The organism is Lawsonibacter faecis (assembly GCF_014287675.1).
GTDB lineage: Bacteria > Bacillota > Clostridia > Oscillospirales > Oscillospiraceae > Pseudoflavonifractor > Pseudoflavonifractor faecis.
Genome location: NZ_JACOPQ010000002.1, coordinates 230,426 through 255,222 on the forward strand (window position 1 = coordinate 230,426; position 24,797 = coordinate 255,222).

Sequence of the window (24,797 nt, forward strand, 5' to 3'; positions counted from 1 at the left end):
TGCAAGGGCTCCAAGAGTGTAACACACAAACAAAATAGATGCCACGCAGTCTTGCCCAACCGTTTGAATAACTAAAAAATAAAGGGAGACGGTTTAACAATATTTTCAAGCTTAGAGAATACTGCCTCAATATATGGGAACAGTTCCCTGTTGTCAAATTGTAGTCGTTCCTCTACTGCATCTGCCTGGCAAACTAGCTTTGCACATCCTTAGCATTGCTTGGGTAGTCTGCTTCACCAAGCTTAATTTTATAATGACAACTTCGCTTTAACTCCTCCATCTCCGAATACTGGAAGCATCCGTAGTTAATGTTGCATGGGTATTCCTTTTCAAACTGGACGTCCATATAAGTGGTCAAGCCAACCATAGGATGTACTTCGCACTGGCCAACAGTTCATCCACCGCCGCCCTGATCCATCTGAGGTTACCGGTTGGAGAGGGGATTCCCTTCTCGCAAAGCATATCCACTGCCTTGCCCAAGCTGGCTCCAACGAGGTAATAAGCAAAGATACTGCGGACGGTTTCCCCCTTTTCGTCACCCACCAAAATGTATCCATAGGGTATCCTCATATTTACCGCCTCACTTCCTTAAACATAAATAAAAGCAGGTTTGAATGAGAACCGACTCACTCAAATCTGCTTAGCAATTCTTCTGATATAGTGATGATAACTAATTTAGAACCCACACTTTAATGCAAATTCAACACTAAATAGCAAAATCTGCGTATAACGATAGTTATACGCAGATTTTGTCTGCTTTGGCGGAGAGAGAGGGATTCGAACCCTCGGTACGCTATCAACGTACACACGATTTCCAATCGTGCGCCTTCGTCCACTCAGCCATCTCTCCATGGCAGTTGACAAACAGCAAACCGCGATTCAATTGTTTGCTGCCGAAGCAACGTTGATTATTATAACCACTTTTCCTGTTCGAGTCAAGAGAAAAATGAAAATTAAAAGGAAATTTTTGCGCCCGGCGGCGGAGGCCGGAAGCCTCCGCCGCCGGGCGCATCGGGCAATTATTTGCTGCCCGTGTTGAAGAAGGGCGCCAGCGCCGAGGCGAAGCCGCTGACCGGCATGGTCTGAAGCACCACCCTGCCCGGGCCGCTGACCACGGTGTTGAACATCCCCTCCCCGCCGAAGAGCACATTCTTCACGCCCTTGACGGTCTGGATATCGATGGAGCAGGTGGCGTCAATCATAGCCAGATTCCCCGTGTCCACCACAATCTGCTGTCCGGCCTGGAGCTCGTACTCCACGGCGTAGCCGTCCACCTCCAGGAAGGCCGTCCCATGGCCGGAGAGCTTCTGCATGATAAAGCCCTCGCCGCCGAAGAAGCCCGCGCCCGCCTTCTTCTGGAAGAAGACCGAAAGCTCCACCCCGGACTCGGAGGCCAGGAAGCCGCTCTTCTGGACGACCACCGGCCGGTCGGGGGTAATCTCCACGGCCTTGATGGAGCCGGGAAAGCTGGAGGCGAAGGCGATCATGCCCGCGCCCTTGGCCGTATAGATATTCTGGAACATGGACTCGCCGGAGAACATCCGCCCGAAGGCCTTGCCGAATCCGCCCGCCGAGGTCTGCATCTCCATATTGGGACTCATCCAGCACATGGAGCCCCGCTCGGTGATCATGGACTCCCCGCCCTCCAGCTCGCACACCACAACGGGCATCGGCTCGCCGATTACTTGATACTTCATCTCTCCAACCTCCTGTTTCATTTTGATTTTAATATGGGGTTCTTTGTACAATTATACTACGGAAAGCGAAATACCACAAGTAAAACCGCCTTCCATTGCAGATGCGGTTAGGTGTTGACCTGGGCGGGAAAAGCGTCTAAACTATTGCATTATACCAAATGCCAAACCTTATGAATGGAGCGATAATAATGGAACTGACCCGCGCGCAGGCGCTGGACCTGCTGAAAGAGTACAACAAGGAACCCTTCCACCGCCGCCACGCCCTCACCGTGGAGGCCGTCATGCGCTGGTACGCCAATGAGCTGGGTTACGGCGGCGAGGCCGACTTCTGGGCCGCGGTGGGTCTGCTCCACGACCTGGACTTCGAGCTGTGGCCCGACGAGCACTGCGTCAAGGTGCGGGAGCTGATGGAGGCGCAGGGCCTGGACGAGGCCCTCATCCGCGCCGTGGTGAGCCACGGCTGGGGTATGACCGGCGCGGACGTGAAGCCGGAGCACGAGATGGAGAAGGTCCTCTTCGCCGCCGACGAGCTCACCGGCCTCATCGGCGCGGCCGCCCTCATGCGCCCCTCCAGGAGCACCCAGGACATGGAGGTGTCCAGCCTGAAAAAGAAGTTCAAGGACAAGAAGTTTGCCGCGGGCTGTTCCCGGGAGACCATCACCCAGGGCGCGCAGCTGCTGGGCTGGGAGCTTACGGACCTGCTGGACAGGACCCTCCGGGCCATGAAGGCCGGCGAGGCGGCGGTTGAGGCCGAGCTTGCGGCCCTGTAATTCCCAAAAAGGCGGCCTGTGGCCGCCTTTTTTATGTAATTTTAATCTTGGGGGCTTTTCCCTTTGTTGCTTTGCACGGCAAACTAGGCTATACTATATTTTGTCCATATTCACCATTTGGTAAGGAGAATTGTAAATTGGAACAAAAGAAAGCGAAAGCCAAGGGCAAGGGTAAGCTCCACGCGCCCAGGAGCAAGCTGGGCAAAATCGCGCTGAACCTGGCGGTTACGCTGGTCGTGGGCTTCATCTACTTCTACGTCTCCCTCCCCGCGCTGAACCTCCAGTCCAGCGATTTCTACTTCTTCGTGGGCCTGCTCTGCGTGGTGTACATCGTCTGCGCCTTCATCACCTCCGGCTTCCACCTGGAGGGCGGCAAGGCCGCCACCGTCACCGGCGGCGTGGTCAACATCGACGGCGGAAAGGTGAAGGAGTACTTCAGGTTTATCAAGAGCCAGTGCCTGCCCATCGGCATCCTGCTGGGCGTGCTGATCGTGGTGGCCCTGGTGGGCTCCATCATCTCGGCCCCCATCTTCCGCGCCGGGTCCTACCGGGAGCTGCTGGACGTGCAGGAGCTGCCCGCGGGCAACTTCGCCGCCGACGTGGCGGAGATCTCCTTCGACGAGATTCCCCTGCTGGACGAGGAGTCCGCCAAGCGCCTGGGCACCACCCAGATGGGCACCATCCCCGACATGGTCAGCCAGTTCGAGGTGGCCGGGGAGTACACCCAGATCAACTACCAGGGCCGCCCCGTCCGCGTGGCCCCTCTGGAGTACGCCGACCTTATCAAGTGGTTTACCAACCGCTCCCAGGGCCTGCCCGCCTATATCGTGGTGGACATGGTGTCCCAGGAGGTCCAGGTGGTCCGCCTGCCCGAGGGCCAGGGGATCAAGTTCTCCCCCTCCGAGCCCCTCAACCGCAACGTATACCGCCACCTGCGCTTCCAGTACCCCACCTTCATGTTCGCCACCCCCTCCTTTGAGATCGACGAGAACGGCGACCCCTGGTGGATCTGCCCCCGGGTGGTGAAGACCATCGGCCTCTTCGGCGGCACCGACGTGAGCGGCGCGGTGCTGATGAACGCCGTCACCGGCGAGAGCACCTACTACGAGAGCGCCGACATCCCTCAGTGGGTGGACCACGTCTACCCTGACAGCCTCATTATGGAGCAGTACAACTACTACGGCACCCTGGTCCACGGCTTCATCAACTCGGTCTTCGGCCAGCGGGACGTGAAGGTGGTCACCGAGGGCGACAACTACATCGCCATGAACGACGATGTGTACGTCTACTCCGGCGTCACCTCCGCCACCAGCGACCAGTCCAACCTGGGCTTCCTCCTCTGCAACCAGCGGACCAAGGAGACCAAGTTCTACACCGCCCCGGGCGCCACCGAGCAGGCCGCCAGGAACTCCGCCATGGGCGTGGTCCAGGACCTGGGGTATACCGCCACCTGGCCCATCCTCCTCAATATCTCCGGCCAGCCCACCTACTTTATGGCCCTCAAGGACAACAGCGCGCTGGTCAAGCAGTACGCCATGGTCAACGTCTCCCAGTACAGCACCTTGGTGGCCACCGACGCGTCGGTGGCGGCCTGCGAGACCAAGTACGTCCAGATGCTGGCCGACAGCAATGTCATCGTCCCCGAGGCACTGCCCCAGACCAGCGTCTCCGGCGTCATCGACGACCTCCGCTCCGAGGTGGTGGACGGCAACACCCGCTACCTCATCCGCCTGCGGGGCGACGACATGTACTACTCCCTCTCCGCCAAGGACAACGACGTGGCGGTGATTCTGGATCTGGGCGACGCCGTCACCATCGACCATGCCCCCCTGCCCGAGGGCTCCGCGGCCCTCATCCTGGACGGCTACTCCGTCACCCTGGACCGCAAGGGCAGATAACAGCTCGGCAAACGGCGGCCCGGTCTCAGACCGGGCCGCTTTGTATACCGCTTTTTTGACTGGGAGGAAATCTGATGGAACTCTGGGACCTGTATGACGCGCACCGCCGCCCCCTGAACCGCACCCACGTCCGGGGCGAGCCCCTCTCCCCCGGTGAATTCCACCTGGTGGCCGAGGTGTGCACGGTGAACCGGAAGGGCGAGCTGCTCCTCACCCTCCGAAGCGGCGAGAAGCAGAAATACCCCAACCTCTGGGAATGCACCGGCGGCTCGGTGCTGGCCGGGGAGGAAAGCCTCCAGGGCGCGGTGCGGGAGCTCTTCGAGGAGACGGGCATCCGGGCCGCGCCGGAGGAGCTGCGCTACCTCTGCTCCACCGCCGAGCCCTTCGACGCGCCCTTCTGCCATATGGACTTCTACCTGCTGATGAAGGACGCGCCCCTCACAGACCTGGTGATGCAGCCGGGCGAGACCGTGAGCGCCCGCTGGGCCGGGCGTGACGAGGTGGCGGACATGATTCGCAGCGGGCAGATTGCCCGCCCCGTGGCGGAGCGCCTGGTGCGCCAGGGGGCGCTGATGGAGGCCGCGCTCAGAGAGATGGGGCTGCCGGAGGCCTAAGGTCCCGGTCAGTCCGCCGGCCTGCGGGCTATCTACGGCTCAAGAGGCGCGCTTCCCTGTCACGTTCGCGTTGGGCGCATCATACGGGACGGCTTCCCGATGACTCCGGGCAAACCCGGACAACGCCTTGCGGGGGCCGGCCTTTTCCGGCTTTCCCCTCCGCTCTGGTCCATCCGTCCCTATGCGCCTGCGCTCGCGCTTCCTTGTCACGCTTCGCACCCTCCGCGACGGGTCCCAAGCCGTACGACTGCACAAAAAATCTCCAGGCGGCTTGCGCAAGCCGCCTGGAGATTTTTCGTTCCGCTCCCGGCTTAGTCCCCTGCTCACGGGCGCTCGGCGCTTCCCGTTACGCGGGGCGGATGACCATTTCCTGAATCAGCCCGGTCTTGTGGTCATAGGACTCGATGGTGGCCACGGCGTGGAGGATGACGCCGCCGTAGGTGGCGTAGAAGTTCACCGTACGCTCGTCCACAATGAACGGGTCCACAATAGAGAGCCCCCCCAGGACAAACTTATTGTGGTAGAACATATCGATGGCCCGCTGGCCGTAGATGAAGAAATTCTCCTGGCCGATGTTGCCGGGGCAGTAGTCGAACAGGCGGCAGTTCTCGGAGAAGCACTTGGAGAGGGCCACATAGTCCTTGTTCTCCATGGCGTTGATGTAATCCCAAATCATCATGTCAATATCCCTCCCTTAATAGACCTTCTCAGAGTTGAGAAGCGCGTCGGTGCCGGCATCCACAAAGAGGACCACACCGCAGACGCCGTGGGCCTCGGGGGAGGCCAGGAAGGCGATGGCGTTGGCGATGTCCAGCGGGTCCATCAGGTCCTTGGTGCCGTAGTTGAGGGGCACGGGCAGAGCCTCCACCGCCACCCGGTGGGCGCCCTCCAGCTTGTCGGTCATGGCGGTGTGGACGTTGCCCGGGGCGACGGCGTTGATGCGCACGCCGTGGGCGGCCCAGTCGGCGGACACACGGCGGGCCCAGCGGGCCAGGGCGTACTTGGTGGCGGCGTAGAAGGTGTGGCCGGTCTTGGGGTCGGCGTCCTTGATGAGGTTGAGGATGCGCTCCTCGTCGGCCTGGTTGTTCAGCAGGCCCACCACGTCCATGCGGGCGCCGCCCTGGGCGATGGAGTTGGAGGAGGTCACCACGCAGGAGCCGTGCTTCTTCTCCAGCAGGTCCCGGGCGCCCTGGGCCATGGCGGTGGCGCCGAAGTAGTTCAGGGAGATGATGAGGGGGATGTTGCCGCAGCCGCCGGAGACGCCGGCGTTGCAGATCATGGCGTCGATGCCGTCGGGGTATCTGTCGTGCAGCTCCTTGACGGCCTTCTCCCGGCCCTCCCGGGTGGCCAGGTTGGCGTTGATGTCGCCGCCCTTGAGGTCGATGTTGACCACCTCGTGGCCCTTCTCCTTCAGAATGGCTACCGTCCGTGCGCCGATGCCGCTGGTGCCGCCGGTCACTACATAGATTCCCATGTCTTATTACCTCCAGTTCAATGTTGCTCTTGCTGACTCTTATCCTGATGGCAAAAATGGAAAAAGTAAACTGTGGGAGTTGACAAAATGCGTTCCCGTTTTCATCGGCTGCTTTGTGGTCATCATACAAAAAAATACACATATTTTCTGTGATAAATTTGTCAATTTGTCTAATTTATTTTTTGACGAAGTTTCGGCTGTTTTCACCCAAAAAATGCGATATTTTTATAACAATACGGAATTATTGTTATAAAATTGACTAAAACATCTCAAATTTAGTGCACGTGCACGTCATTCTTTTCACACAGTCATCCCGCCGCACCTTCCGCGCATCTCCGGTCCATCCGCCGCCTTCGATTGACAAACGCGGGGCCGCCCTGTCAAGGGCGGCCCCGCGTTTGTCAATTTGAAATATCATTCAGTGCCAGTGCCCACGCCGGCGGAGAAGCCCCCTCGGGAGACGCGGCAGCCTCTGAACGGGGATTCTTCCCCAGATTGAGGACCGGCTCTGAAGGACAGTATCCTGTGGCGTCCGCTGGGCGCATGGGAACCCTTAAAACGCCCCGTCCTCCTCTCCGTCCCCGCCGGGGCGGAAGTCGGAGATGCGAAAATCGTAGGGGTATTGGCCCAGGAGGGCGCCGATCTCGTCCCAGAAGGCGGCCTCGTCGTAGAGCAGCAGATCGATATAGGCCCGCTCGCTGCCCATGGCGGCGCCCAGGAGGATGCCCAGCTCCTCCCCGCTGCCCCGCTCGCCCAGAACCTCGCTCTCAATGAGCTCCTCCAGCTCGTGGCGCACATCCAGGGGGGACTGGCCCTCGGCCACGTCCTCCACCGGGAAGGAGAGGTAGACGGCCCGGGCGCCGCAGGCCTCCAGCGCGTCGGGCAGCTGCGTGTCGTCCCGGTAGTAGGCGTTCACCAGCTCGGACCAGCAGGTGTCGCCGATGGTGATGTCGTACCGGGGCGCGTCGCGGTCGTCCATCGCCACCTGGTAGACCGTGTAGCGCCGGTCCGGACGGGTGAACATCTTCTTCCCCGCCCGGCGCAGGACGTCGGCCATACGGTCCTCCAGCTCCGCCAGGGGGAACATGCCCTCCTCAGGCCCCTCGGCCCTGGCGACCTCTCCTATATAAAGATAGGAGAGCCCCTCGCCAATGCAGTTTTCCATCAGCAAAAAGAAGGCGTTGTACCCCTTCGCCCCATCCAGAGCGCAGAGTCCCCCGTGCCAGAAGCGGATGCCGAAGCGGTCCGTGGAGGGGTCGTACTCCGCGCTGACCCGCACCTCGTCCACCCCGGCCTCCACGCCGTGGATGGAGAGGCTGAATTGCTTCCCCTTGCTGCTGCGCATCCAGGGGGAGAAATGCCACTTGCCCTCGTACTCCCCGGGCATCCGGGCCACCAGCCAGGGCATCAGGTAGAAGAGGTGCCCGCCTCCCTCGGCGGTGAAGGTGAACTCATGGTCGCCCCCCACGTTGAAGTGGAGGTCCGGGGAGATGAGGCCCACCCCCTGGTCGAGTAGGCCGATCACCTCCTCCGCCTCGTGGGCCTCCCGGTGCTCCACCATGTCGGAGAGGGTCTCCTCCTGCTCGCCGAACCACTCCCAGAAGGCGTCGGAGCGCTCCCGGAAGGAGGGGCCCTCCTCCCCGTCCCCGTCCAAATCCTCGCAGGTATTCTCCCGCTCCGGGTCCAGCACCTCCGTCTCCCCCTCCAGCCGGGCGAAGAGGGCCTCGGCGCTGTGGGAGAGCTTGTAGTCCAGCTCCTCCTGGTAGATGGGGACATACTGGTAGAAATTCACCTCGTCCCCGCCGGGCAGCGGGCAGCAGAAGGCCTCCCCGCCGAAGGCCCGGGGCACGTCCAGAATGACGGCGCAGAGCCCGGTGTTGTCCGCGAAGGGCTCCTCGTTGCTCACGGTATGGCCCCAGCCCAGCCAGGTGTCCTGCTCGCCGGGGAGGCGGGCCAGAATTTTCAGCCACCGCAGGGGCCAGTACCAGCGCTCGTCATGGTCGCTGAGGGGCCAGTCCGGCGGCAGGCATACCACCATCTCCGCCCGCTCCAGCTTCCTGTCCCTCAGCCCCTCGGGCACGTCCATGCGGTGGGCCCCCATGCCCATGGTGACCAGGGTGTAGTAATTCCGCTCCGGCCGGGGCGGGATGACGCAGATGTCCACGTGGATGTCCGGGGAGGCCAGCTCGTGGAAGACGCTCTCATAGGGGCCAAAGCGCCCGGTGATGAAGCGGTCCAGGGCCTCCAGCTCGGCCTCGCCGTAGAGCTCCGGGCTGTCCCCGGCCGCCTCCCGCTCCAGAATGGCGTCGCACATGCGGATAAACTCCCGGCTGTCGGCGTCGCCGGGGTCCAGGGCCGCGGCCCGCTCAAACTCCGCCTTGGCCTCCGCCTCCCGGTCCAGGTAGTAGAGGGCATACCCCCGGCGGTAGTGCCAGAGGGGGTCGTTCTCCCCCTCCTCCGCCACGCCGTCCAGGACGGCCAGCCCCTCCGCCTCCCGGCTCAGGTTGTTCAGCGCCCGGGCCAGGCGGCCGGTCAGATCGTAGCCGCGCCCCTCGGGGGGCAGCGCCAGGATAGCGTCCACAATCTTCTCGTGCTCGTCGTCCTCATGCCAGCGGTCAAGCTGCTCCAGAAAGGTCATGCCCGCTCCTCCCCGTAGGCCATCTCAATGTCGATGAACTGGACGGCGAGCTGGCAGAGGTTCCCCGCCCCGTCGTACCCGAAGTAGACGGGGTAGGTTCCGTCGCCGAAGCCGGACTGGAAGATGGGCATGTGGAGCCTTGCGCCGGGGACCTCCCAGTTGAGCCAGTCGCCCCCCTCCCGCTGGTACCTTGGGTGCTTTCTATAGTTCTCCGCGAAGAGGGCGGCGAAGTAATCGTCATAGAGGTTCTCCTCCGGGTGGGCGTCGCTCCAGAGCGCGGCGAAGACGCAGAAGGCGTCCCGGGCGGCCTCGTCGCAGATGCAGGCCAGGCCCGCGTCCACGTTGAAGCCGAAGTACTCCCCATCCTCAAAGGCGCTCAGGTCCTCGCTGCCCAGCAGGGCCTCCTCAAAGCGGACGGCGGGCGCGTCGGTGAAGCAGACCCGGACGGCGGCGTACCGCGCGCAGTCCCCGTCCGCCGGGACCACCACACAGGCCACGGCCTCGTACTCCCCCGCCGGGACGGTCTGGAAGTAGGGCTCCTCCTCATCGTCCAGGTAGACCAGGGGGTCCCGGACCAGCACCCGCCCCGTGGGCAGGGAGACCGGCCCCAGGCTCAGACGGTCCAGCCGTTTCCCGGCCAGCATGTCCAGGGTGAAATAGGCGTTCAAATCGTTGGGGCAGCGGGTAAAGGCCCGCTTCTTCTCATATTCGGCAAGCCATTCTTTGGTGGGCATCGCGTTTTCCTCCTTGGTTTCACAGGTACAACAAACCTGTCCCTATCATACCACGACCCACCCTGAAATACCAGAAAAACCCCACGGGCCGTCCCTGTCCCCCGCCCCCGACGGTGCGGGGCCTACCGCCCCCGCACCCTCCTCCGCGAGCGCTTCCACTCCCCCAGGAGGCGCAGCGCCTCGGGAGACAGCAGGAGCAGCGCCGCCAGGTTGGGCAGGGCCATCAGGCCGTTGAAGATGTCCGCCAGCTGCCACATGGAGGACATATCCCCCACGCTGCCCAGCACCACCATCACCATAAAAAATACCCGGTAAAGCCATTTCCACCGCGTGGTGCCCGTCAGGTAGGAGAGGCCCCGCTCGCCGTAGTAGCTCCACCCCAGCAGGGAGGTGAACGCGAACAGGAGCAGGCACACCGACACGAACACCCCGCCCCACCGGCCGAACACCGTCCCGAAGGCGGCGGCGGAGAGGGGCGCGCCCAGCATGGCGTTGGTCACCGCGCCGCCCTCGATGGCCGCCAGGGCGGCCGCGGGGTCGTAGACCCCGGTGGTGAGAATCACCAGCGCGGTGATGGAGCAGACCACCAGCGTGGCCACAAAGACCTCGAACACACCCCACATGCCCTGCTCCGCCGGCTCCTTCACGTCGGACGCGGCGTGGGCCATGGCGGAGGAGCCCATGCCCGCCTCGTTGGTGAACACCCCCCGGGCCACGCCGAAGCGCATGGCCGCCGCCACGCCGTACCCCAGAGCGCCCCCCAGGGCGGCCTTGGGGGCGACCGCCCCCATTACGATGCTCTCCAGCGCACCCGGCAGGGCGGCGGCGTTGACCGCCAGCACCACCGCGCCCCCGCCGATAAAGAGCAGGGCCATGGCGGGCACCAGCTTCTCGCTCACCTTGCCGATGCGGCCGATGCCGCCCAGAATCACGATTCCCGTCAGGACGGCGGTCACCACCCCCACCGCCAGCCGGTCCCAGCCGAAGCTGTGCTCCAGGGCGGTGGCGATGGAGTTGGACTGCACCAGGTTCCCGCCCCCCAGGGAGGCGCACACGCAGCACACCGAAAAGAGCACCGCCAGAAAGCGGCTGTGCAGGCCCTTCTCCATATAGCACATGGGCCCCCCCTGCCAGCCGCCCTCGGGAGACGGCTCCCGGTAGCGCACAGCCAGGGTCTTTTCGATGCAGCCCGTCATCATACTCAGGAAGGCGGAGACCCACATCCAGAAGACCGCGCCCGGCCCGCCGTAGAAGATGGCCGTGGCCACGCCGGCGATGCTGCCCGTGCCGATGGTGGAGGCCAGGGCGGTGGAGAGGGCCTGGAACTGGGTGATGCCCCCGCCCTTTTTCTGTTTGGAGGGCTTTAAAATAGAGCCCAGCGTGGTTTTGAACCACAGCCCGATGTCAAATACCTGAAAAAAGCCGGTCCTGATGGAAAAATAGAGCCCCGTGAGCAAAAAGAGGCCCAGAAGCCAGGGATTCCAGATAAAGTCCCCCACCCGCGCCAAAAAAGCCATGTCCATTCCCCCTTACTACAAGAGGTATGCCCGTCTCACTCTTTTCATGCCCGCACAGGGGACATGGCGTCCGGCGGCGCGGATCATCCCGTTCCGGCTCAAAAAGGAGCGTACCGTTTCGGACGGTACGCTCCTTTTCAAGCCGGCGCCGGGTCAGGCGATAAAATCGTAAATCAGGTCAAGCAGGTGGATTTCCGACGCATGAAATCGATTCAGGCGCGATGCGAACCCCTCCAGCCTCCTGGCGTATGTGGTAACGTCGTGCACGACGTATCCGGATGGAGCCCTCAGCGCGTAGGTTTGATAGACGCCCAGTCCGTACTCCTCGCCCGAATGTATCTCGGGAACCACCTCATACATATTCCTCGTCCTCCTCGATCGTAATTTACACCGCTGCAGTTTCAGAGAGGCCGGAGCCCACACGTCTCCCCTCTCCGTCAAATAGCAGATGCACGGTCTTTTCATAAATATCGCCGGGTAACATATCGGCGCTGATCTCAATGCTCACGCCGCCGGGGGAGAGCAGTTGTGAGACGGCCTTCAAAATGTCCGGCTCCGGGAATTGCGCGCTGGTGCTCTCAATCCGAATGCTGGGGAACAGGTCGCCTGCCATGTCGACGGTGAGCAGAACCCGCCGCACCGGGTTGTCGCACGCGGCCGCAGCCCGGGCCGCGCCGTCCACGACACCGCCGACCGCCTCCGCGAGCGCGTCCGCCGTGACGCCCCTCCCGACGGCCCCGCCGATGGGGGCGAGGGCCATGAGGTCGAGGTCCACGTCCAGCCCATGGGCCAGGGCCAGCGACCTCATAAGACGTGCGTCCAGGGCGGATACCCCCGTGCGGGGGAGCCTCTTTCCGTCGCGGAGCTCCTGCGACGTGCGCCGCTCCATATCCCTGTACGTCTGCGCCACTACCCTGCCGGGCAGCTCGGGCGCAGCGTCGGACGCGGCCTCCATTCGGTACTCCCGCAAATGCTTTTGGAGATCCTCCTTGATGTCGTGGCTGACCTTGACCGCGGCCCTGTGGGCGGCTTCCGCCTCAATGCGGCCCGCTTCGGATTGTTCGTGTTCGGTTAACAGCTTACGTTCCTTCTTGCCGTCCTTGTTGTCCAGGATTGTAGCCGCCACCAGCATTCCTATAGATACAAATAAAACCCATAGGACATAGCCAAAAAATTGTTCGCCAACCGCCTCAAATGGCTGCTCAACAATGCAAAATGAGACGATCAACAGTAACGCTGTACAAATGACTGTTGCTTTAACATGGTTACGAATATCCAACTTAAAATTCGTCGCTCGGACTCCGATTGCAAATGCTACTAAAGCTAGCGCATGAAATATAACCCGTACTATTAGCATGGCTGCATTATAACCAACAGCACCCGTAATTGGATAAACAAAAAATGCAGCAACAATTATACCGAACCAAGTAAGTGCCTTTGCTGCTAAATAGCATTCAAGTACTGCAACACTTCCTTCTAGGAAATCGCCTCTTTTTCCTACTGCGATACAGCCAGTACATACAAGTACAACCGCAATCGTGGTGAAGGGTTCTGCCCCAACACTTCGAAAAATAAATCTAATGCTTGAGATAATAAAAAGTGTAGATATCCTTGCAAAAATCCCACCCACTGCCTTGGGGTATATAATACGCTGTGTAATTAGTAAAGTTGCACATAGAATTAAGGCATCTATCATCCGTAGAAAACCCATCATTCACTTTCCCCTTTCACTATTCTTTTGATAATCTATTATCACATGAAAGGGCAGTTTAAGACGGTACATTGATTAGATGGAGGGGTATTAATGCCATACCCCTCCATCAATGTAGGGATTAACCGTGCTCACGGATATAGTTATAGACAAACTCCCAGAATCCATCCCACATAAGGCCTTCCCTCCTTCCGTGTCAGTCTCTCGCAGCTGCCGCACAAAAAACTAACACAGTTGGAAGGGATACCCATGTCTAAAAAATCCGCCCTGAATCATCCAGAATATGTCGCATTATTTCTGATTTGGCCTGCTAAATTATGTCAACTCCCTTCCCGCAGGTTCCGGGGCGCTCCTCTGCACACTTTCATGTCGCTTTCTGTTACAGGAAAAAAGGCGAATTTCGCCTTGATCAGAAAATATCACCGTTTGATAGTTAAAAAATACACAAACTATCGATTGAGTAATAAAAAAGGACCCGGTCCTTGCGGACCGGGTCCTCTCCCCATGTAGGCATCAGCGAAACAGTGAGGCATAGTAGGAGATGAACTCCTTCAGCTCCGGCTTTCCCTTCTCCGGGTCCACCTGCTGGGTATACTCCTGCTCCAAAATCTCCACCGCTGTCTTCTTCCACGTCTTTTCAATTCTATCCCGCATGATCCGCTCGATGCTCCATTTTGTCACCCGGTACTTATTCATCAGCTCCGGGTATATCTCGTTCTCCATATCCACCACACCGCTCTTATTCTTGCTGGCAATCAGGATCGACTCCACCAGGTATGTGTGCCCCACGGTGCCGATTTTTACGTTGATGCGGCCCAGCTTTTCCGCAATGCGGCGGCGCATTGCGGAGTCCGGGTCGAGCACCGTCATGCCGGAGGTGTTCACCTGGGTCCCCTGGGGCTTGTCCACAAAGCCGAAGTAGGGCCGCATCCTGCGCAGGGTGCTCAGCACCATCTCCGGCCCCTTCTCCTGATAGCCGGGCTGGGACTTCACCTGCACGAACCCCACGCCGTTGTCGAGGATGCTGCGGATGGTCGCCTTGTCGCTGGTCCAGGTGGTGGCCAGTATGTAGGGGCGGCGGATCATATCCAGCTCCTTTAAATGATACAGGAAGGAGACTCCGTCCCCCTCGTCCAGGCGGATATCCAGAATAATCGCGTCCGGGCGCTGGACCTCCGTCAGATGGAGCGCCTCGCTCATGGACCCGGTCCAGTCGATCACCTTCACGTCGGGCGCCTGCTCCAGGCAGGCCAGCAGCTTCTCCCGCTCCATCGCGTCGTCCTCCACCAGGAGGATGCGCATTTTGGGCTGCTCCCCGTCAAATTCACGGTTCATTTCGTCTCCTCCTCTCCGGTCCCCTTGGCCCGCCAGCCGTACATGATGCGCAGCTCACAGGCGCAGTGGCAGATGAAGGGCCGGATGGTCCTGCCGCTGCGAATCCGCTCGGGCTTTTCCCCCGGGACCCGGAGCGCCCGCCGCTCACCCTCGCTGTAGTCCGCCATCATCGTCCGCCGCTCCTCCTCGCTGGTCGCCGCCTCCACAAAGCGCTGCATCCCCTTGCGGATGGTGCCGCGGGTGGCCCCCTTGAATTCCTGCTCCAGCAGGGGCAGAATTTTATTTTCCAGCTCCACCAGGATACCGCCGATGTGGATCTGGTGCTGAATGCCCTTGGCGACATAGACGTGCTGCATGTCCCCCTGCTCCCAGCTCACATATTTCGCCAGGTACTCGGATATCAGGCAGAGCTGAGTCTCATCGTCGTCAAAGGCCCAGCCCACCTGCCTGGGCACCGCAATCCCCTGCTCGCGCATCCTCCTCCGCCGCCGGGCCTTGGGAACGCACCTGCGCAGCAGGGAGAGCACCTCGTAGGGGCCGGTCTGGGCGTAGCCCGTATCGTCCTTGTGCCAGACATACGCGGTGCCGTAGTCCATGGTATAGATATCCTCCACCGGGCCGCTCCCGGTGCGCATCAGCGTGACGGAGGGGATCTCGTCCAGATTGACAAAGGTCCGTATCTCCTCCAAAAGGTCGATGCTGCTCTTCCCCTCCGTGAGCTGGTGATCCAAAATCAGGGCGTCCGGCCGCCGCTCACGCACGGCGCGGACGCCCTCCGTCATGGTATTGACCACGGAGAGCTCCACGCCCGGTATCACGCTGTAGCAGTTCTGATACCACTTGCAGTCATCCGGATTGTCTTCCACCAGCAAAATGCGTATTTTGTTCTCCGTATCCATGTACGCGCTCCTTTTACAAATTTCGAGCTAAGTCTAGCATATTCCACATATCCAATCAATATTTTTTCGGCAACTGTCCTTTTATGTCTAAAAAACGTCCGTATTTTTTCTATTTCTACATATTACCTGCGCTTTCAAAATCGACATAACCGGACATTCCGGCCGGGCGCGCCCTCTCCCCCGCCGGACGGCGCTCCGCGGCGGTCAAATCCCCTGTTTTCGCTCCCTGACCGCGTTTCCAGGCCGGGATTCACCTGTTTTCACCCATAGTACCCAAATTCCTATTTCCATTCCCTTCAAATTTCTTACATTTCACATATGCCATTTCCCGCCGTTTTGCTGTAGAATAAATACGATAGCGAAATAGTAAACCCCATTTTTTATAGGAGTGATTCAAATGACTACTGCGCCGAAGCGTTCCGAGGCTTCCGTAGCCGCCGCTAAGCCCGCCGAGGAGAAGGCCGTAAAGGCCGCCAGCGTCAAGGTCGAGGCTCCCGCCGCGGTTAAGACCGAGGCTCCCGCCGCGGTTAAGACCGAGGCTCCCAAGGCCGAGTCCAAAAAGCCCGCCGCCAGGAAGGCCGCCGAGAAAAAGCCCGCTGAGAAAAAGCCCGCCGCCAAGAAGGCCGCCGCCCCCAAGGCCAACATCGTGGTGGAGTACCAGGGCCGCCAGGTCATGCAGGCCGACATCCTAGCCGGCGCGGAGAGGGTCTGGGCCCAGGCCGGCCGGACCGAGGCCATCAAGACCATGGAGCTCTACGTGAAGCCCGAGGACGGCGCGGTCTACTGCGTCATCAACGGCGAGTCCGTGGGCAAGTTCAGCTTCTAAGCTGCGGCAATGAAGGCGGAAGCCCCGCCGCACTTGCGGCGGGGCAGGCAAATTGCCGCCGGCGGAAAAGCTGACGCCGGGGCGATCCATTGCGCCCGGGCCGGTAAAATCAAACGGGCGGAGCGCCGCAATGCGGCGCGAAATCCAAAAAGAAGGACACGACTATGTCGTGTCCTTCTTTTTGTAAAATCTTCACGCTATGAATGGCGCCCTCCGGGGCCCCGCACGGCGGGGCGGCGCTTTTGCGCCGTACAAGCGTTTTGGGCCTGGGGCCCAAAACCTTGATGCCGGGGCGATTCACTCGCCCCGAGCAGATAAAATGAATCGGGTGGAGCCGCAAAGGCGGCGAAACCCAAAAAGAAAGACATTCCCGAAGGAATGTCTTTCTTTTTGGAGGCGACACCCAGACTCGAACTGGGGGTGGAGATTTTGCAGACCTCTGCCTTACCACTTGGCTATGTCGCCATATAGATAACAGGAGCAACAACTTGCTCCTGTTATCATTTGTACATGGAGCGGGTGACGAGGCTCGAACTCGCTACCTCCACCTTGGCAAGGTGGCGCTCTACCAGATGAGCTACACCCGCATGGGCTTCTCTCTGAATCACTCTATGCAATTCAGAGAGAAATGGTGCCTCCGGCCGGAATCGAACCAGCGACACGGGGATTTTCAGTCCCCTGCTCTACCAACTGAGCTACAGAGGCAAATGGCGACGCGGAAGGGACTTGAACCCTCGACCTCCGGCGTGACAGGCCGGCGTTCTAACCAACTGAACTACCACGCCATTTGTAAAGGTAACCCCTTCCCTGTTCCACCCCGTAGGGCAGAAGGGGTATCGGGCCAACGGCCCGTATCTAGGGGGAACAAGGTTCCCCCTGGAAGACACATCCTTCGCGCAGCGAACGCTTTTCCGCAGAAAAGCGATGTGTCTATGGTGGGAACAACAGGGCTCGAACCTGTGACATCATGCTTGTAAGGCATGCGCTCTACCAGCTGAGCTATGCTCCCCTGTTGGCCGCTCATCTGTCATACGCGGCGAAAGTTATTATACTAAAACGAGTACCGGATGTCAACACTAAATTACCGATTTTTTCTCAAAAATCCGCAAACCCTTGGGACTGCTTGTTTTTTTACAGGTGTGACATCTGTCATACCGCCCCATTCCGCCCCTGTGGTACAGTATACCCGAAGAGAGAACGGCAATTCATCCCTGCCGGAAAGGAGCTGCTTATGAGGTCTCAACACAGTAAGAATGTGGGTCCCAGCGATATCCTCCTCCCCTCCCGGGGGGTAAAGACGCTCACCTGCCCCCACTGCTGGACCGCCCAGCGCACGGAGCGGGACTTCTGCTGCCGCTGCGGCGCCGCCTTCCGCTACCTGGACGAGGAGCGGGGCGCGCGGGTGGGCTGAGCCCCGCCCCGCCGGACATAGACAAAAACGCCGCCCCCGGACTGCTTCCGGGGGCGGCGTTTTTCTGCGCTACAGGGAGGCGAGCAGCTCCTCAAGCTCCTCCCTGGAGTAGTCGTAGACCTTGTCGCAGAACTGGCAGGTGAGCTCCGCGCGGCCCTGCTCCTCAATGAGGGAGCGCAGCTCCTCCCTGCCCATGCTGATAAGGGCCCTGGTCACCCGCTCACGGCTGCAGTAGCAGCGGTACTCCACGTCAGACTCCTCCACCGCCTCCAGCTCGAAGTCCCGCAGGACCCGCTCCAGAAGCTCCCGGGGGCCTATCCCGGTCCTCAGGGCCTCGGTGACCGGCCCCACCTCCATAACGCCCCGCTCAATGGCGGAGATGACCTCCTCCTCCGCCCCCGGCAGGAGCTGGATGAGATACCCGCCGGCGCAGGCGATGGACTGGTCGGTATCCACCAGCACGCCCAGGGCGCAGGCGGTGGGGATCTGCTCGCTCTCGGAGAAATAGGCGGCGATATCGTCGGCAATCTCGCCGGAGAGCAGCTCGATGGTGCCCACATAGGGCTCCTTCAGGTTCAGGTCCTTAATCACGGTCAGCGAGCCCGCGCCCACGGCGCTGCCCACATCCAGCTTTCCGGGGGCCTTGAGGGGCAGGTCCACGGCGGGGTCCTGGACATAGCCCCGGACGTTCCCGGCGCTGTCGGAGACCACGGTGATGGCGCCCAGGGGGCCGTCGCCCTTGACGCGCAGGGTGATGGAGCCGTCCTCCTCCTTGAGCTGGTTGCCCATCATGGACGCCGCCATGAGGGTGCGCCCCAGGGCCGCGGTGGCGGTGGGGAGGGTCAGGTGGATCTGGCGGGCGCGCTCCACCAGGTCCCTGGCCGTGATGACCGACGCCTTCACGGGCGCGTCCTTGGCCAGCATGCGAATGATCCGGTCTGCCATGAAATGCTTCATCCTTCCATTTGTAAAAAGCGTGCGTCAATCAGGCGGCGGGGGCAGGCCCCCCTGCCCTATCCGTCCTTCCGCGCAGCGAAAAAGACGCGCTCCTCGCCGGGCCCGGGCGGGCGCATTTTCAGCTCCCCATACCGCCTGATGCGGCGGAAGCCCGCGGCGCGGAGGTACTCCTCCAGCTCGTCCGGCTCATAGGCGTACTCCTCGTGGAGCTCCTCCCCCCGCGCCCAGCGGCCGTCGTCCTCCCGGCGGAAGATGTCCATGCCGTAGGTACAGATGCGGCGGCGCGGCGAGTACTCCGCCCGCCAGACACAGTATGCGTCGTCGGTCTCGTCGATAAACATCTGCCCGTCCAGGTTCCTCAGCTTCTCCGGGGTGTTGACGTCGAAGAGGAAGAGGCCCCCCGGCATGAGAAACAGATGGACCCGCTCAAAGGCCTTTTGCAGTATCTTGGGGCGGGTGACGTAATTTATGCTGTCCAGGCAGCAGACGCAGGCGTCGATGGTGCCGTATAGGTCCAGCTTCTCCATGGGCTGGTGCAGGAAAATGGGGGGCTCGCCGGCGAGCCCCCTGCACTTCTCCGCCGCCCGGGAGAGCATCTCCTCCGAGCGGTCCGCACCTATCATCTCATAGCCGCGTAAAGCCAGTTCCCTTGTCAGGCTTCCCGTGCCGCAGGCCAGGTCCAGCACCGTATGGACCCTCAGCGCGCCGCGGGCAAAGTGGCGCTCCAGATAGTCCGCCCAGCGGGCATAGCCCACGTCCTGGGTCAGCTCATCGTAGCACCCGGCCAGGAACTCATAGCTTTCCATCGGCCTTCAGCTTCTCCTTGGCCCGGGGCAGGACGGTGGTATAGCCCTCTGCGCCGTAGTTGAGGGAGCGGTTGACCCGGCTGATGGTGGCGCTGGACGCGCCGGTGCGCTCCAGGATATCGTTGTAGATCATCCCGTCTGAGAGGAGCAGCGCCACCTCAAACCGCTGCTCCATGGCCCGCAGCTCCGCCACGGTGCACAGGTCGGAAAAGAATTTTTTGCACTCGTCCAGATCCTTGAGGGTGAGGATGGTCTCATAGAGAATATCGCTCTGCTCCCGTTTCTCGCCTTTGGTCATGAGACGGATGCCTCCTTTGTTTTGTTATTTCGCTGATATTCTAACACTGTGAAGTATGAAAGTAAACCTGTTTTGCCGCTTTTCTCCCGATTTTACACGCCGCCTATGCCCCCCGCACATGGAAAGACCGCTCGTCCGGGTCCGGTTTTCTGCCCTCCACCTCGATATGGGTCACCTCGGCATAGCGGGGACCGCGGGCGGCCGCGCCGATGAAGGCGTCCACCGCCTCCGCCGCGCCCTGGACCTCCATCTCCACCGTGCCGTCCTCCCGGTTGCAGACCCAGCCCGTCAGGCCCAGGCGGGCGGCGTTCTGGCCGGCGAACCAGCGGAAGCCCACGCACTGGACCAGGCCGGCCGCCACAATCCTCTTGCGGACCATGGAAATTCCTCCAATCACCCCGGCGGCGGCCTGAGCGCCGCCGCTCTCCCGTTTTTCTTCAATTTCACTCTACCACGCCGCCGAAGCCCTGTCAAATCCCCGTCCGGCGCATAGACTGACCTATGAGAGAAAAAAGGAGGTCCGCCCTATGAAACGCGGTAAAAAGCCCGCCGGGCCGGCGAACGTGGATTCCGGCCAGTGGAAGCATGTACTCAAGTGCGAGGAGGAGCCGGTGCTCACCCTGGACCTGCGCTGGCCCAGGCTGCCCGACGAAAACGCGGCCCTGCGGCGCATCAGCCGTTATTACCAGCGCTTTGCCGACCAGTGGAAGGCCCGGTGGGAGGCGGCGCTCTACGCCCGGGCCTGTGCCGCCCTGGCCGAGGCCCGGGAGAATTCCCGCCCCTTCCAGCCCTGGCAGGCGCAGTTGGTTTACACCGTCACCTACAATGAAAACGGCCTGCTGAGCCTCTTCTCGGACGCCTATGAGTATACCGGCGGAGCCCACGGCATGACGGTGCGCTGCGCCGACGCCTGGGACCTCACGGACGGCTCGCCCCGCTCCCTGAGCTCCTTCTTCCCGCCCAGGAGCCGCTGGCGGCGGCAGGTGCTGGAGGCGGTGCGGACCCAGATCGCCGCCCGGCTCGCCACCGGGGAGTCTGTCTACTTCGACGACTGGGAGAAGAAGGCCGAGACCGAGTTCGACCCCGGGCGGTTCTATCTGACGCAGGAGGGCGTGACGGTATTTTACCCCCTCTACACCCTGGCCCCCTACGTGGAGGGGATGCCCGCGTTTACCATCCCGTGGCCCCTTCCCCCCGAACTGCCCAAAGAGGAGCCGCCGGAGCAGTCGTCCGACCAAAAAAAGCAATAAAAATACTTTAAATGGAAAATTCTTTCTTGCAACGGTGGGCATGATACTATATAATATCGGCGTTCCGTGGGAAAAGGCCAAGGGAGGCGGTCCGCCTGCCAGTGCGAATCCCTGCGGAAGGAGGAACCACCATGGTAAAAGCGATCGTCGGGGCCAACTGGGGCGACGAGGGCAAGGGCAAGATCACCGACCTGCTGGCGGAGGAGTCCGACGTGGTCATCCGCTTTCAGGGCGGGGCCAACGCGGGCCACACCATCATCTGCGGCTACGGCAAATTCGCCCTGCACCAGCTCCCCTCCGGGGTATTTTACCCGCACACCACCAACATCATCGGAAACGGCGTGGCGCTGGATGTGCCCAAGCTCGTCGACGAGCTGAAGACCCTCGCCGACGGCGGCGTGCCCGCCCCCCGCATCATCGTGGACCAGCGCACCCAGGTGCTGATGCCCTACCACGTGCTGCAGGACGTCTGCGAGGAGGAGCGGCTGGCGGGCGCGGCCTTCGGCTCCACCAAGTCGGGCATCGCCCCCTTCTACGCCGACAAGTACGCCAAAATGGGCGTCCAGGTCTGCGATCTCTTCGACGAGGCGCGGCTCATGGCCCGGCTGGAGCATGTCTGCGTCATCAAGAACGTGCTCTTCGAGCATCTCTACCACAAGCCCCCCCTGGACCCCGGGGCGCTCTTTGAGACCCTGATGGGCTACCGGGAGATGATCGCCCCCTACGTGGGGGACGCCATGAGCTTTGTCCACCGGGCCATCCGGGAGGACAGGAGGATTCTGCTGGAGGGCCAGCTCGGCTCCATGAAGGACCCGGACCTGGGCATCTACCCCTTCACCACCTCCTCCCACACCCTGGCGGGCTTCGGCGCCGTGGGCGCCGCCGTGCCCCCCACCGCCATCACCGACGTGGTGTGCGTGACCAAGGCCTACTCCTCCGCCGTGGGCGCGGGCGCCTTTGTCTCCGAGCTGTTCGGGGACGAGGCGGACGAGCTGCGCCGCCGGGGCGGCGACGCAGGCGAGTTCGGCGCCACCACCGGGCGGGCCAGAAGGGTGGGCTGGTTCGACGCCGTGGCCACCAGGTACGGCTGCATGGTCCAGGGGGCCACCGAGGTGGTCCTCACCGCCATCGACTGCCTGGGCTACCTGGACGAGATTAAGGTCTGCACCGGCTACGAGATTGACGGGGCCGTCACCGACGCCTTCCCCGTGGCCCCCCTGCTGGAGCGGGCCAGGCCGGTCTATGAGACTCTGCCCGGCTGGAAATGCGACGTGCGGGGCGTCACCGAGTTTGATCAGCTGCCCCGGGAGGCCCGGGACTATGTGGAGTTCATTGAGCGCCTGCTGGGCGTGCGTGTGGGGACCGTCTCCACCGGCCCCAGGCGCCACGAGATTATCCGGCGGAAATAAGCCTCTCAATGCCCGGGCGCCGGCGGCGCCCGGGCATGATTTCGGCGCCGGTTTCGTCCCGTAAAATTTACCCGGTTTCTCAAAATTTTTGTTTTACATTCGACATTATATATTGTATAATAATTTGTCGCGGAAATGTTCCGCGCTGATTTATTCCAAAAATTAGGAGTGTTAACTATGAGCCGGATGGTCGGAACAGTTTCGAGAGGTATCCGTGCGCCCATTATCCGCGCTGGGGACGACTTGGTGGAGATCGTCACCAAATCCGTTCTGGACGCCTCCGCCGACGCGGGCTTCGCCGTTCAGGACCGGGACGTCATCGCCATTACCGAGGCCATTGTGGCCCGCGCCCAGGGCAACTACGCCAGCGTGGACGACATCGCCGCCGACGTGCGCGCCAAGCTGGGCGGCGGCACCGTGGGCGTCATTTTCCCCATCCTCTCCCGCAACCGCTTCGCCATCTGCCTGCGGGGCATTGCCAAGGGCTGCAGGAAGGTGGTTCTGATGCTCTCCTACCCCTCCGACGAGGTGGGCAACCACCTTGTCAGCGTGGACGCGGTGGACGGGAAGGGCGTGGACCCCTACAGGGACGTGCTGACCCTGGCGCGCTACCGGGAGCTCTTCGGCTATGAGAAGCACCCCTTTACCGGCGTGGACTACGTGGAGTACTACGAGAACCTCATCCGGGAGTGCGGGGCCGAGGTGGAGGTCCTCTTCGCCAACGACCCCCGCGCCGTCCTGCCCTATGCCAAGAACGTCCTCGCCTGCGACATTCACACCCGCGCGCGGACCAAGCGCCTGCTGAAGGCCGCCGGGGCCGAGGTCGTCTGCACCCTGGACGACATCATGACCACCCCCGGCAGCGCGGGCGGCTGCAACGAGAAGTACGGCCTGCTGGGCTCCAACAAGGCCACGGAGGAGACCGTGAAGCTCTTCCCCCGGGACCCCCAGCCCCTGGTGGACGCCATCCAGGCCAAAATGCTGGAGAAGACCGGCAGGCATGTGGAGGTCATGGTCTACGGCGACGGCGCGTTCAAGGACCCGGTGGGCAAGATCTGGGAGCTGGCCGATCCAGTGGTCTCCCCCGCCTACACCCCCGGCCTGGAGGGCACCCCCAATGAACTCAAGCTCAAGTACCTGGCTGACAACGACTTCGCCGCCCTGACCGGCGAGGCCCTGCGGGACGCCATCAAGGAGCAGATCAAGAAGAAGGACGGCAGCCTGGTGGGCAATATGGCCGCCCAGGGCACCACGCCCCGGCGGCTCACCGACCTCATCGGTTCCCTGTGCGACCTGACCTCCGGCTCCGGCGACAAGGGCACCCCCATTGTCTATATCCAGGGGTATTTCGACAACTACACCACGGAGTAAACCTGAAATGAGCGGCGGCCCCGGGGCCGCCGCTCATTTTTTGTACATCCGGACGGGCTTATCAGGGCGGCCGGAAAAGCGGAGCGGACCGGGCGATAAACGGCAGCCCCGGGGGAGGCCCTCCGCGGACCTCCCTGAATGGGTTTCAAACCGGCGGCAAGCACCGTAACGGGACCTGCCGTGAAGAGGGCAAAGGCATACCTTGTTTCATCCATACTGTTTGCCACGGCCGCTGTGATTTGGAGCATTGTCACTTATATGCTCTGCCGGTATTGCAGGGCTGCTATGTGCTCGCATTCGGTGCGGGGGCTGTCGTGTACTTCATTCGGTACAGGCGCAGTAACCGCAATCAGGACGACGAATAGCGTTCCGTTTACGGGGCAGCCGCCTGAAGCTGGCGGCTGCCCCGGTTTGCATCTTTCGGCCGAGCGGGGCCGGGCAGACCGAGTATCAGCACTTTTCCGCAGCAGGAGCCGCCCCGGGTTCTCTCACGTTCAGCGCGGTCTGGGAAAAAACCTGGTGTTAAATCCGAACCTGTATCCGGTAATATAAAAGGCCGCCCGTTCGGGCGGCCTCCCCATATATTCGTATGCTGCGCCTTATCGGCACAAGGCGCATTAAGCCAACTCAACAAAGCAACAGATTATTCGACGAGAATAAGACCAAAATGATTTTGAATTTCCCCTTTTTCTCTGAGCGTATGGATTTCAAGTCCATTATTTCTTACCGTGGCAAAAACGTCTATACCACAAGCTTCCATCGCTGGTACTGTTTTATCAGGAAAATTGCAGGAGTCCTGACCGCACTTCTTGCATTTTTCGCATGGACCGCTTCCAAAAGCGATTACCTTGTAATAGTCGTCCAAAAATAACTCCCGTGCGGCTTTAACGGCCAGAGGCGTTATCAGACTCATTTCGTGGCATCTGAACAGTATGCCATATTCAAAGCAGTCAATCATTTCCCGCGTTTCTTTCCATGTCGGTGAATATGGCGGGCAACAATGATTTTTTCCATATGTATTGCAGCCAAACTTGCAGCGATAAACCGTCCAAGCCGCTGTCACGATTGTTTTTGCGTCAATCCTGACTGCCAAATCCGCGCCGCCCTCTTGTAAAAGGTTGAAGTATTTTTGCATCACAACACCACTCCTGCCGTATTTTCAGCGCGTCTTTTCCGCCCGAG

General features: G+C 61.2%; 24 protein-coding genes and 6 tRNA genes. 8 read left to right on the forward strand and 22 right to left on the reverse strand.

Annotated elements, in window-relative coordinates; all coding sequences use genetic code 11:
- Positions 1–354 precede the first annotated feature (354 nt).
- The 3 genes from H8S62_RS18630 to H8S62_RS03215 form a co-directional block, all read right to left on the reverse strand.
- Positions 355–570 carry a recombinase family protein gene (locus tag H8S62_RS18630; RefSeq protein WP_155149419.1) on the reverse strand — a complete coding sequence of 72 codons (216 nt, stop codon included), beginning with the start codon at positions 568–570 and terminating at the stop codon, positions 355–357.
- Between the two features lie 189 nt (positions 571–759).
- Positions 760–850 (reverse strand) — tRNA-Ser (locus H8S62_RS03210).
- 169 nt (positions 851–1,019) lie between these two features.
- Positions 1,020–1,697, reverse strand: coding sequence for a TIGR00266 family protein (locus tag H8S62_RS03215; protein ID WP_155149417.1), 678 nt, complete (start codon positions 1,695–1,697; stop codon positions 1,020–1,022).
- 188 nt (positions 1,698–1,885) lie between these two features.
- Here H8S62_RS03215 and H8S62_RS03220 point away from each other — a divergent pair, with 188 nt between their 5' ends.
- The 3 genes from H8S62_RS03220 to H8S62_RS03230 all read left to right on the forward strand — a co-directional run bounded on the left by H8S62_RS03220 (position 1,886) and on the right by H8S62_RS03230 (position 4,979).
- Positions 1,886–2,467: a hydrolase gene (locus H8S62_RS03220; protein WP_186918436.1), complete on the forward strand. Its 582-nt coding sequence runs from the start codon at positions 1,886–1,888 to the stop codon at positions 2,465–2,467.
- A 137-nt stretch (positions 2,468–2,604) separates the two neighbouring features.
- Positions 2,605–4,365: a CvpA family protein gene (locus tag H8S62_RS03225; RefSeq protein WP_155152926.1), complete on the forward strand. Its 1,761-nt coding sequence runs from the start codon at positions 2,605–2,607 to the stop codon at positions 4,363–4,365.
- Positions 4,366–4,439: 74 nt separating this feature from the next.
- Positions 4,440–4,979, forward strand: coding sequence for an NUDIX hydrolase (locus H8S62_RS03230; RefSeq protein ID WP_186918437.1), 540 nt, complete (start codon positions 4,440–4,442; stop codon positions 4,977–4,979).
- 346 nt (positions 4,980–5,325) lie between these two features.
- Here H8S62_RS03230 and H8S62_RS03235 read toward each other — a convergent pair whose 3' ends face one another.
- The 9 genes from H8S62_RS03235 to H8S62_RS03275 form a co-directional block, all read right to left on the reverse strand.
- Complete coding sequence (locus H8S62_RS03235; protein WP_155149409.1) at positions 5,326–5,658, reverse strand: hypothetical protein; 333 nt, start codon at positions 5,656–5,658, stop codon at positions 5,326–5,328.
- A gap of 15 nt (positions 5,659–5,673) precedes the next feature.
- Positions 5,674–6,453, reverse strand: coding sequence for an SDR family oxidoreductase (locus H8S62_RS03240; RefSeq protein WP_186918438.1), 780 nt, complete (start codon positions 6,451–6,453; stop codon positions 5,674–5,676).
- 553 nt (positions 6,454–7,006) lie between these two features.
- On the reverse strand, positions 7,007–9,091 hold the full coding sequence (locus tag H8S62_RS03245) for a suppressor of fused domain protein (RefSeq protein WP_186918439.1): 2,085 nt from the start codon (positions 9,089–9,091) through the stop codon (positions 7,007–7,009).
- Positions 9,088–9,825, reverse strand: a complete 738-nt coding sequence (locus tag H8S62_RS03250) for a DUF4241 domain-containing protein (RefSeq protein WP_155149403.1) — start codon at positions 9,823–9,825, stop codon at positions 9,088–9,090. Before H8S62_RS03250 ends, H8S62_RS03245 begins: the two co-directional genes overlap by 4 nt.
- A gap of 122 nt (positions 9,826–9,947) precedes the next feature.
- Complete coding sequence (locus H8S62_RS03255) at positions 9,948–11,342, reverse strand: alanine/glycine:cation symporter family protein (RefSeq protein WP_155149401.1); 1,395 nt, start codon at positions 11,340–11,342, stop codon at positions 9,948–9,950.
- 153 nt (positions 11,343–11,495) lie between these two features.
- Positions 11,496–11,702 carry a hypothetical protein gene (locus tag H8S62_RS03260; protein ID WP_155149399.1) on the reverse strand — a complete coding sequence of 69 codons (207 nt, stop codon included), beginning with the start codon at positions 11,700–11,702 and terminating at the stop codon, positions 11,496–11,498.
- A gap of 25 nt (positions 11,703–11,727) precedes the next feature.
- Positions 11,728–12,468 (reverse strand): hypothetical protein, encoded by a 741-nt coding sequence (locus tag H8S62_RS03265; RefSeq protein ID WP_186918440.1) that lies wholly within the window; start codon positions 12,466–12,468, stop codon positions 11,728–11,730.
- A gap of 1,098 nt (positions 12,469–13,566) precedes the next feature.
- Positions 13,567–14,388, reverse strand: a complete 822-nt coding sequence (locus tag H8S62_RS03270) for a sporulation initiation factor Spo0A C-terminal domain-containing protein (protein WP_155149395.1) — start codon at positions 14,386–14,388, stop codon at positions 13,567–13,569.
- On the reverse strand, positions 14,385–15,287 hold the full coding sequence (locus tag H8S62_RS03275) for a response regulator (RefSeq protein ID WP_186918441.1): 903 nt from the start codon (positions 15,285–15,287) through the stop codon (positions 14,385–14,387). Before H8S62_RS03275 ends, H8S62_RS03270 begins: the two co-directional genes overlap by 4 nt.
- Before the next feature lie 397 nt (positions 15,288–15,684).
- Between H8S62_RS03275 and H8S62_RS03280 the strand changes: the two genes are divergently transcribed.
- Positions 15,685–16,113: a DUF6465 family protein gene (locus tag H8S62_RS03280; RefSeq protein ID WP_186918442.1), complete on the forward strand. Its 429-nt coding sequence runs from the start codon at positions 15,685–15,687 to the stop codon at positions 16,111–16,113.
- A gap of 391 nt (positions 16,114–16,504) precedes the next feature.
- Here the strand turns inward: H8S62_RS03280 and H8S62_RS03285 are convergent.
- From H8S62_RS03285 to H8S62_RS03305, 5 genes are all read right to left on the reverse strand, one after another.
- Positions 16,505–16,578: transfer RNA gene (locus H8S62_RS03285), tRNA-Cys, on the reverse strand.
- 46 nt (positions 16,579–16,624) lie between these two features.
- Positions 16,625–16,700, reverse strand: a tRNA-Gly gene (locus H8S62_RS03290).
- A 42-nt stretch (positions 16,701–16,742) separates the two neighbouring features.
- Positions 16,743–16,818: transfer RNA gene (locus tag H8S62_RS03295), tRNA-Phe, on the reverse strand.
- 3 nt (positions 16,819–16,821) lie between these two features.
- Positions 16,822–16,898, reverse strand: a tRNA-Asp gene (locus H8S62_RS03300).
- Between the two features lie 148 nt (positions 16,899–17,046).
- A tRNA-Val gene (locus H8S62_RS03305) sits at positions 17,047–17,122 on the reverse strand.
- A 222-nt stretch (positions 17,123–17,344) separates the two neighbouring features.
- On the opposite strand from H8S62_RS03305, the gene H8S62_RS03310 reads away from it, so the two are divergent.
- Positions 17,345–17,524, forward strand: a complete 180-nt coding sequence (locus H8S62_RS03310) for a hypothetical protein (RefSeq protein ID WP_155149387.1) — start codon at positions 17,345–17,347, stop codon at positions 17,522–17,524.
- Positions 17,525–17,593: 69 nt separating this feature from the next.
- Here the strand turns inward: H8S62_RS03310 and hslO are convergent, their stop codons facing one another.
- From hslO to H8S62_RS03330, 4 genes are all read right to left on the reverse strand, one after another.
- Positions 17,594–18,469 carry an Hsp33 family molecular chaperone HslO gene (gene hslO, locus H8S62_RS03315; protein WP_186918443.1) on the reverse strand — a complete coding sequence of 292 codons (876 nt, stop codon included), beginning with the start codon at positions 18,467–18,469 and terminating at the stop codon, positions 17,594–17,596.
- 68 nt (positions 18,470–18,537) lie between these two features.
- On the reverse strand, positions 18,538–19,287 hold the full coding sequence (locus H8S62_RS03320; RefSeq protein WP_186918444.1) for a class I SAM-dependent DNA methyltransferase: 750 nt from the start codon (positions 19,285–19,287) through the stop codon (positions 18,538–18,540).
- Positions 19,274–19,585, reverse strand: coding sequence for a YerC/YecD family TrpR-related protein (locus H8S62_RS03325; RefSeq protein WP_155149381.1), 312 nt, complete (start codon positions 19,583–19,585; stop codon positions 19,274–19,276). Before H8S62_RS03325 ends, H8S62_RS03320 begins: the two co-directional genes overlap by 14 nt.
- A 103-nt stretch (positions 19,586–19,688) precedes the next feature.
- A complete protein-coding gene (locus H8S62_RS03330) occupies positions 19,689–19,964 on the reverse strand; it encodes an acylphosphatase (RefSeq protein WP_155149379.1) in 276 nt (91 codons plus the stop codon).
- A gap of 148 nt (positions 19,965–20,112) precedes the next feature.
- On the opposite strand from H8S62_RS03330, the gene H8S62_RS03335 reads away from it, so the two are divergent.
- The 3 genes from H8S62_RS03335 (at position 20,113) to H8S62_RS03345 (ending at position 23,615) form a co-directional block, all read left to right on the forward strand.
- Positions 20,113–20,835, forward strand: a complete 723-nt coding sequence (locus tag H8S62_RS03335; RefSeq protein WP_186918445.1) for a DUF3298 and DUF4163 domain-containing protein — start codon at positions 20,113–20,115, stop codon at positions 20,833–20,835.
- A gap of 131 nt (positions 20,836–20,966) precedes the next feature.
- A complete protein-coding gene (locus H8S62_RS03340; protein ID WP_186918446.1) occupies positions 20,967–22,244 on the forward strand; it encodes an adenylosuccinate synthase in 1,278 nt (425 codons plus the stop codon).
- A 177-nt stretch (positions 22,245–22,421) separates the two neighbouring features.
- Complete coding sequence (locus H8S62_RS03345; RefSeq protein WP_186918447.1) at positions 22,422–23,615, forward strand: coenzyme F420-0:L-glutamate ligase; 1,194 nt, start codon at positions 22,422–22,424, stop codon at positions 23,613–23,615.
- A gap of 643 nt (positions 23,616–24,258) precedes the next feature.
- Here H8S62_RS03345 and H8S62_RS03350 read toward each other — a convergent pair.
- Positions 24,259–24,750, reverse strand: coding sequence for a DUF2284 domain-containing protein (locus H8S62_RS03350; RefSeq protein ID WP_155149531.1), 492 nt, complete (start codon positions 24,748–24,750; stop codon positions 24,259–24,261).
- Positions 24,751–24,797 lie beyond the last annotated feature (47 nt).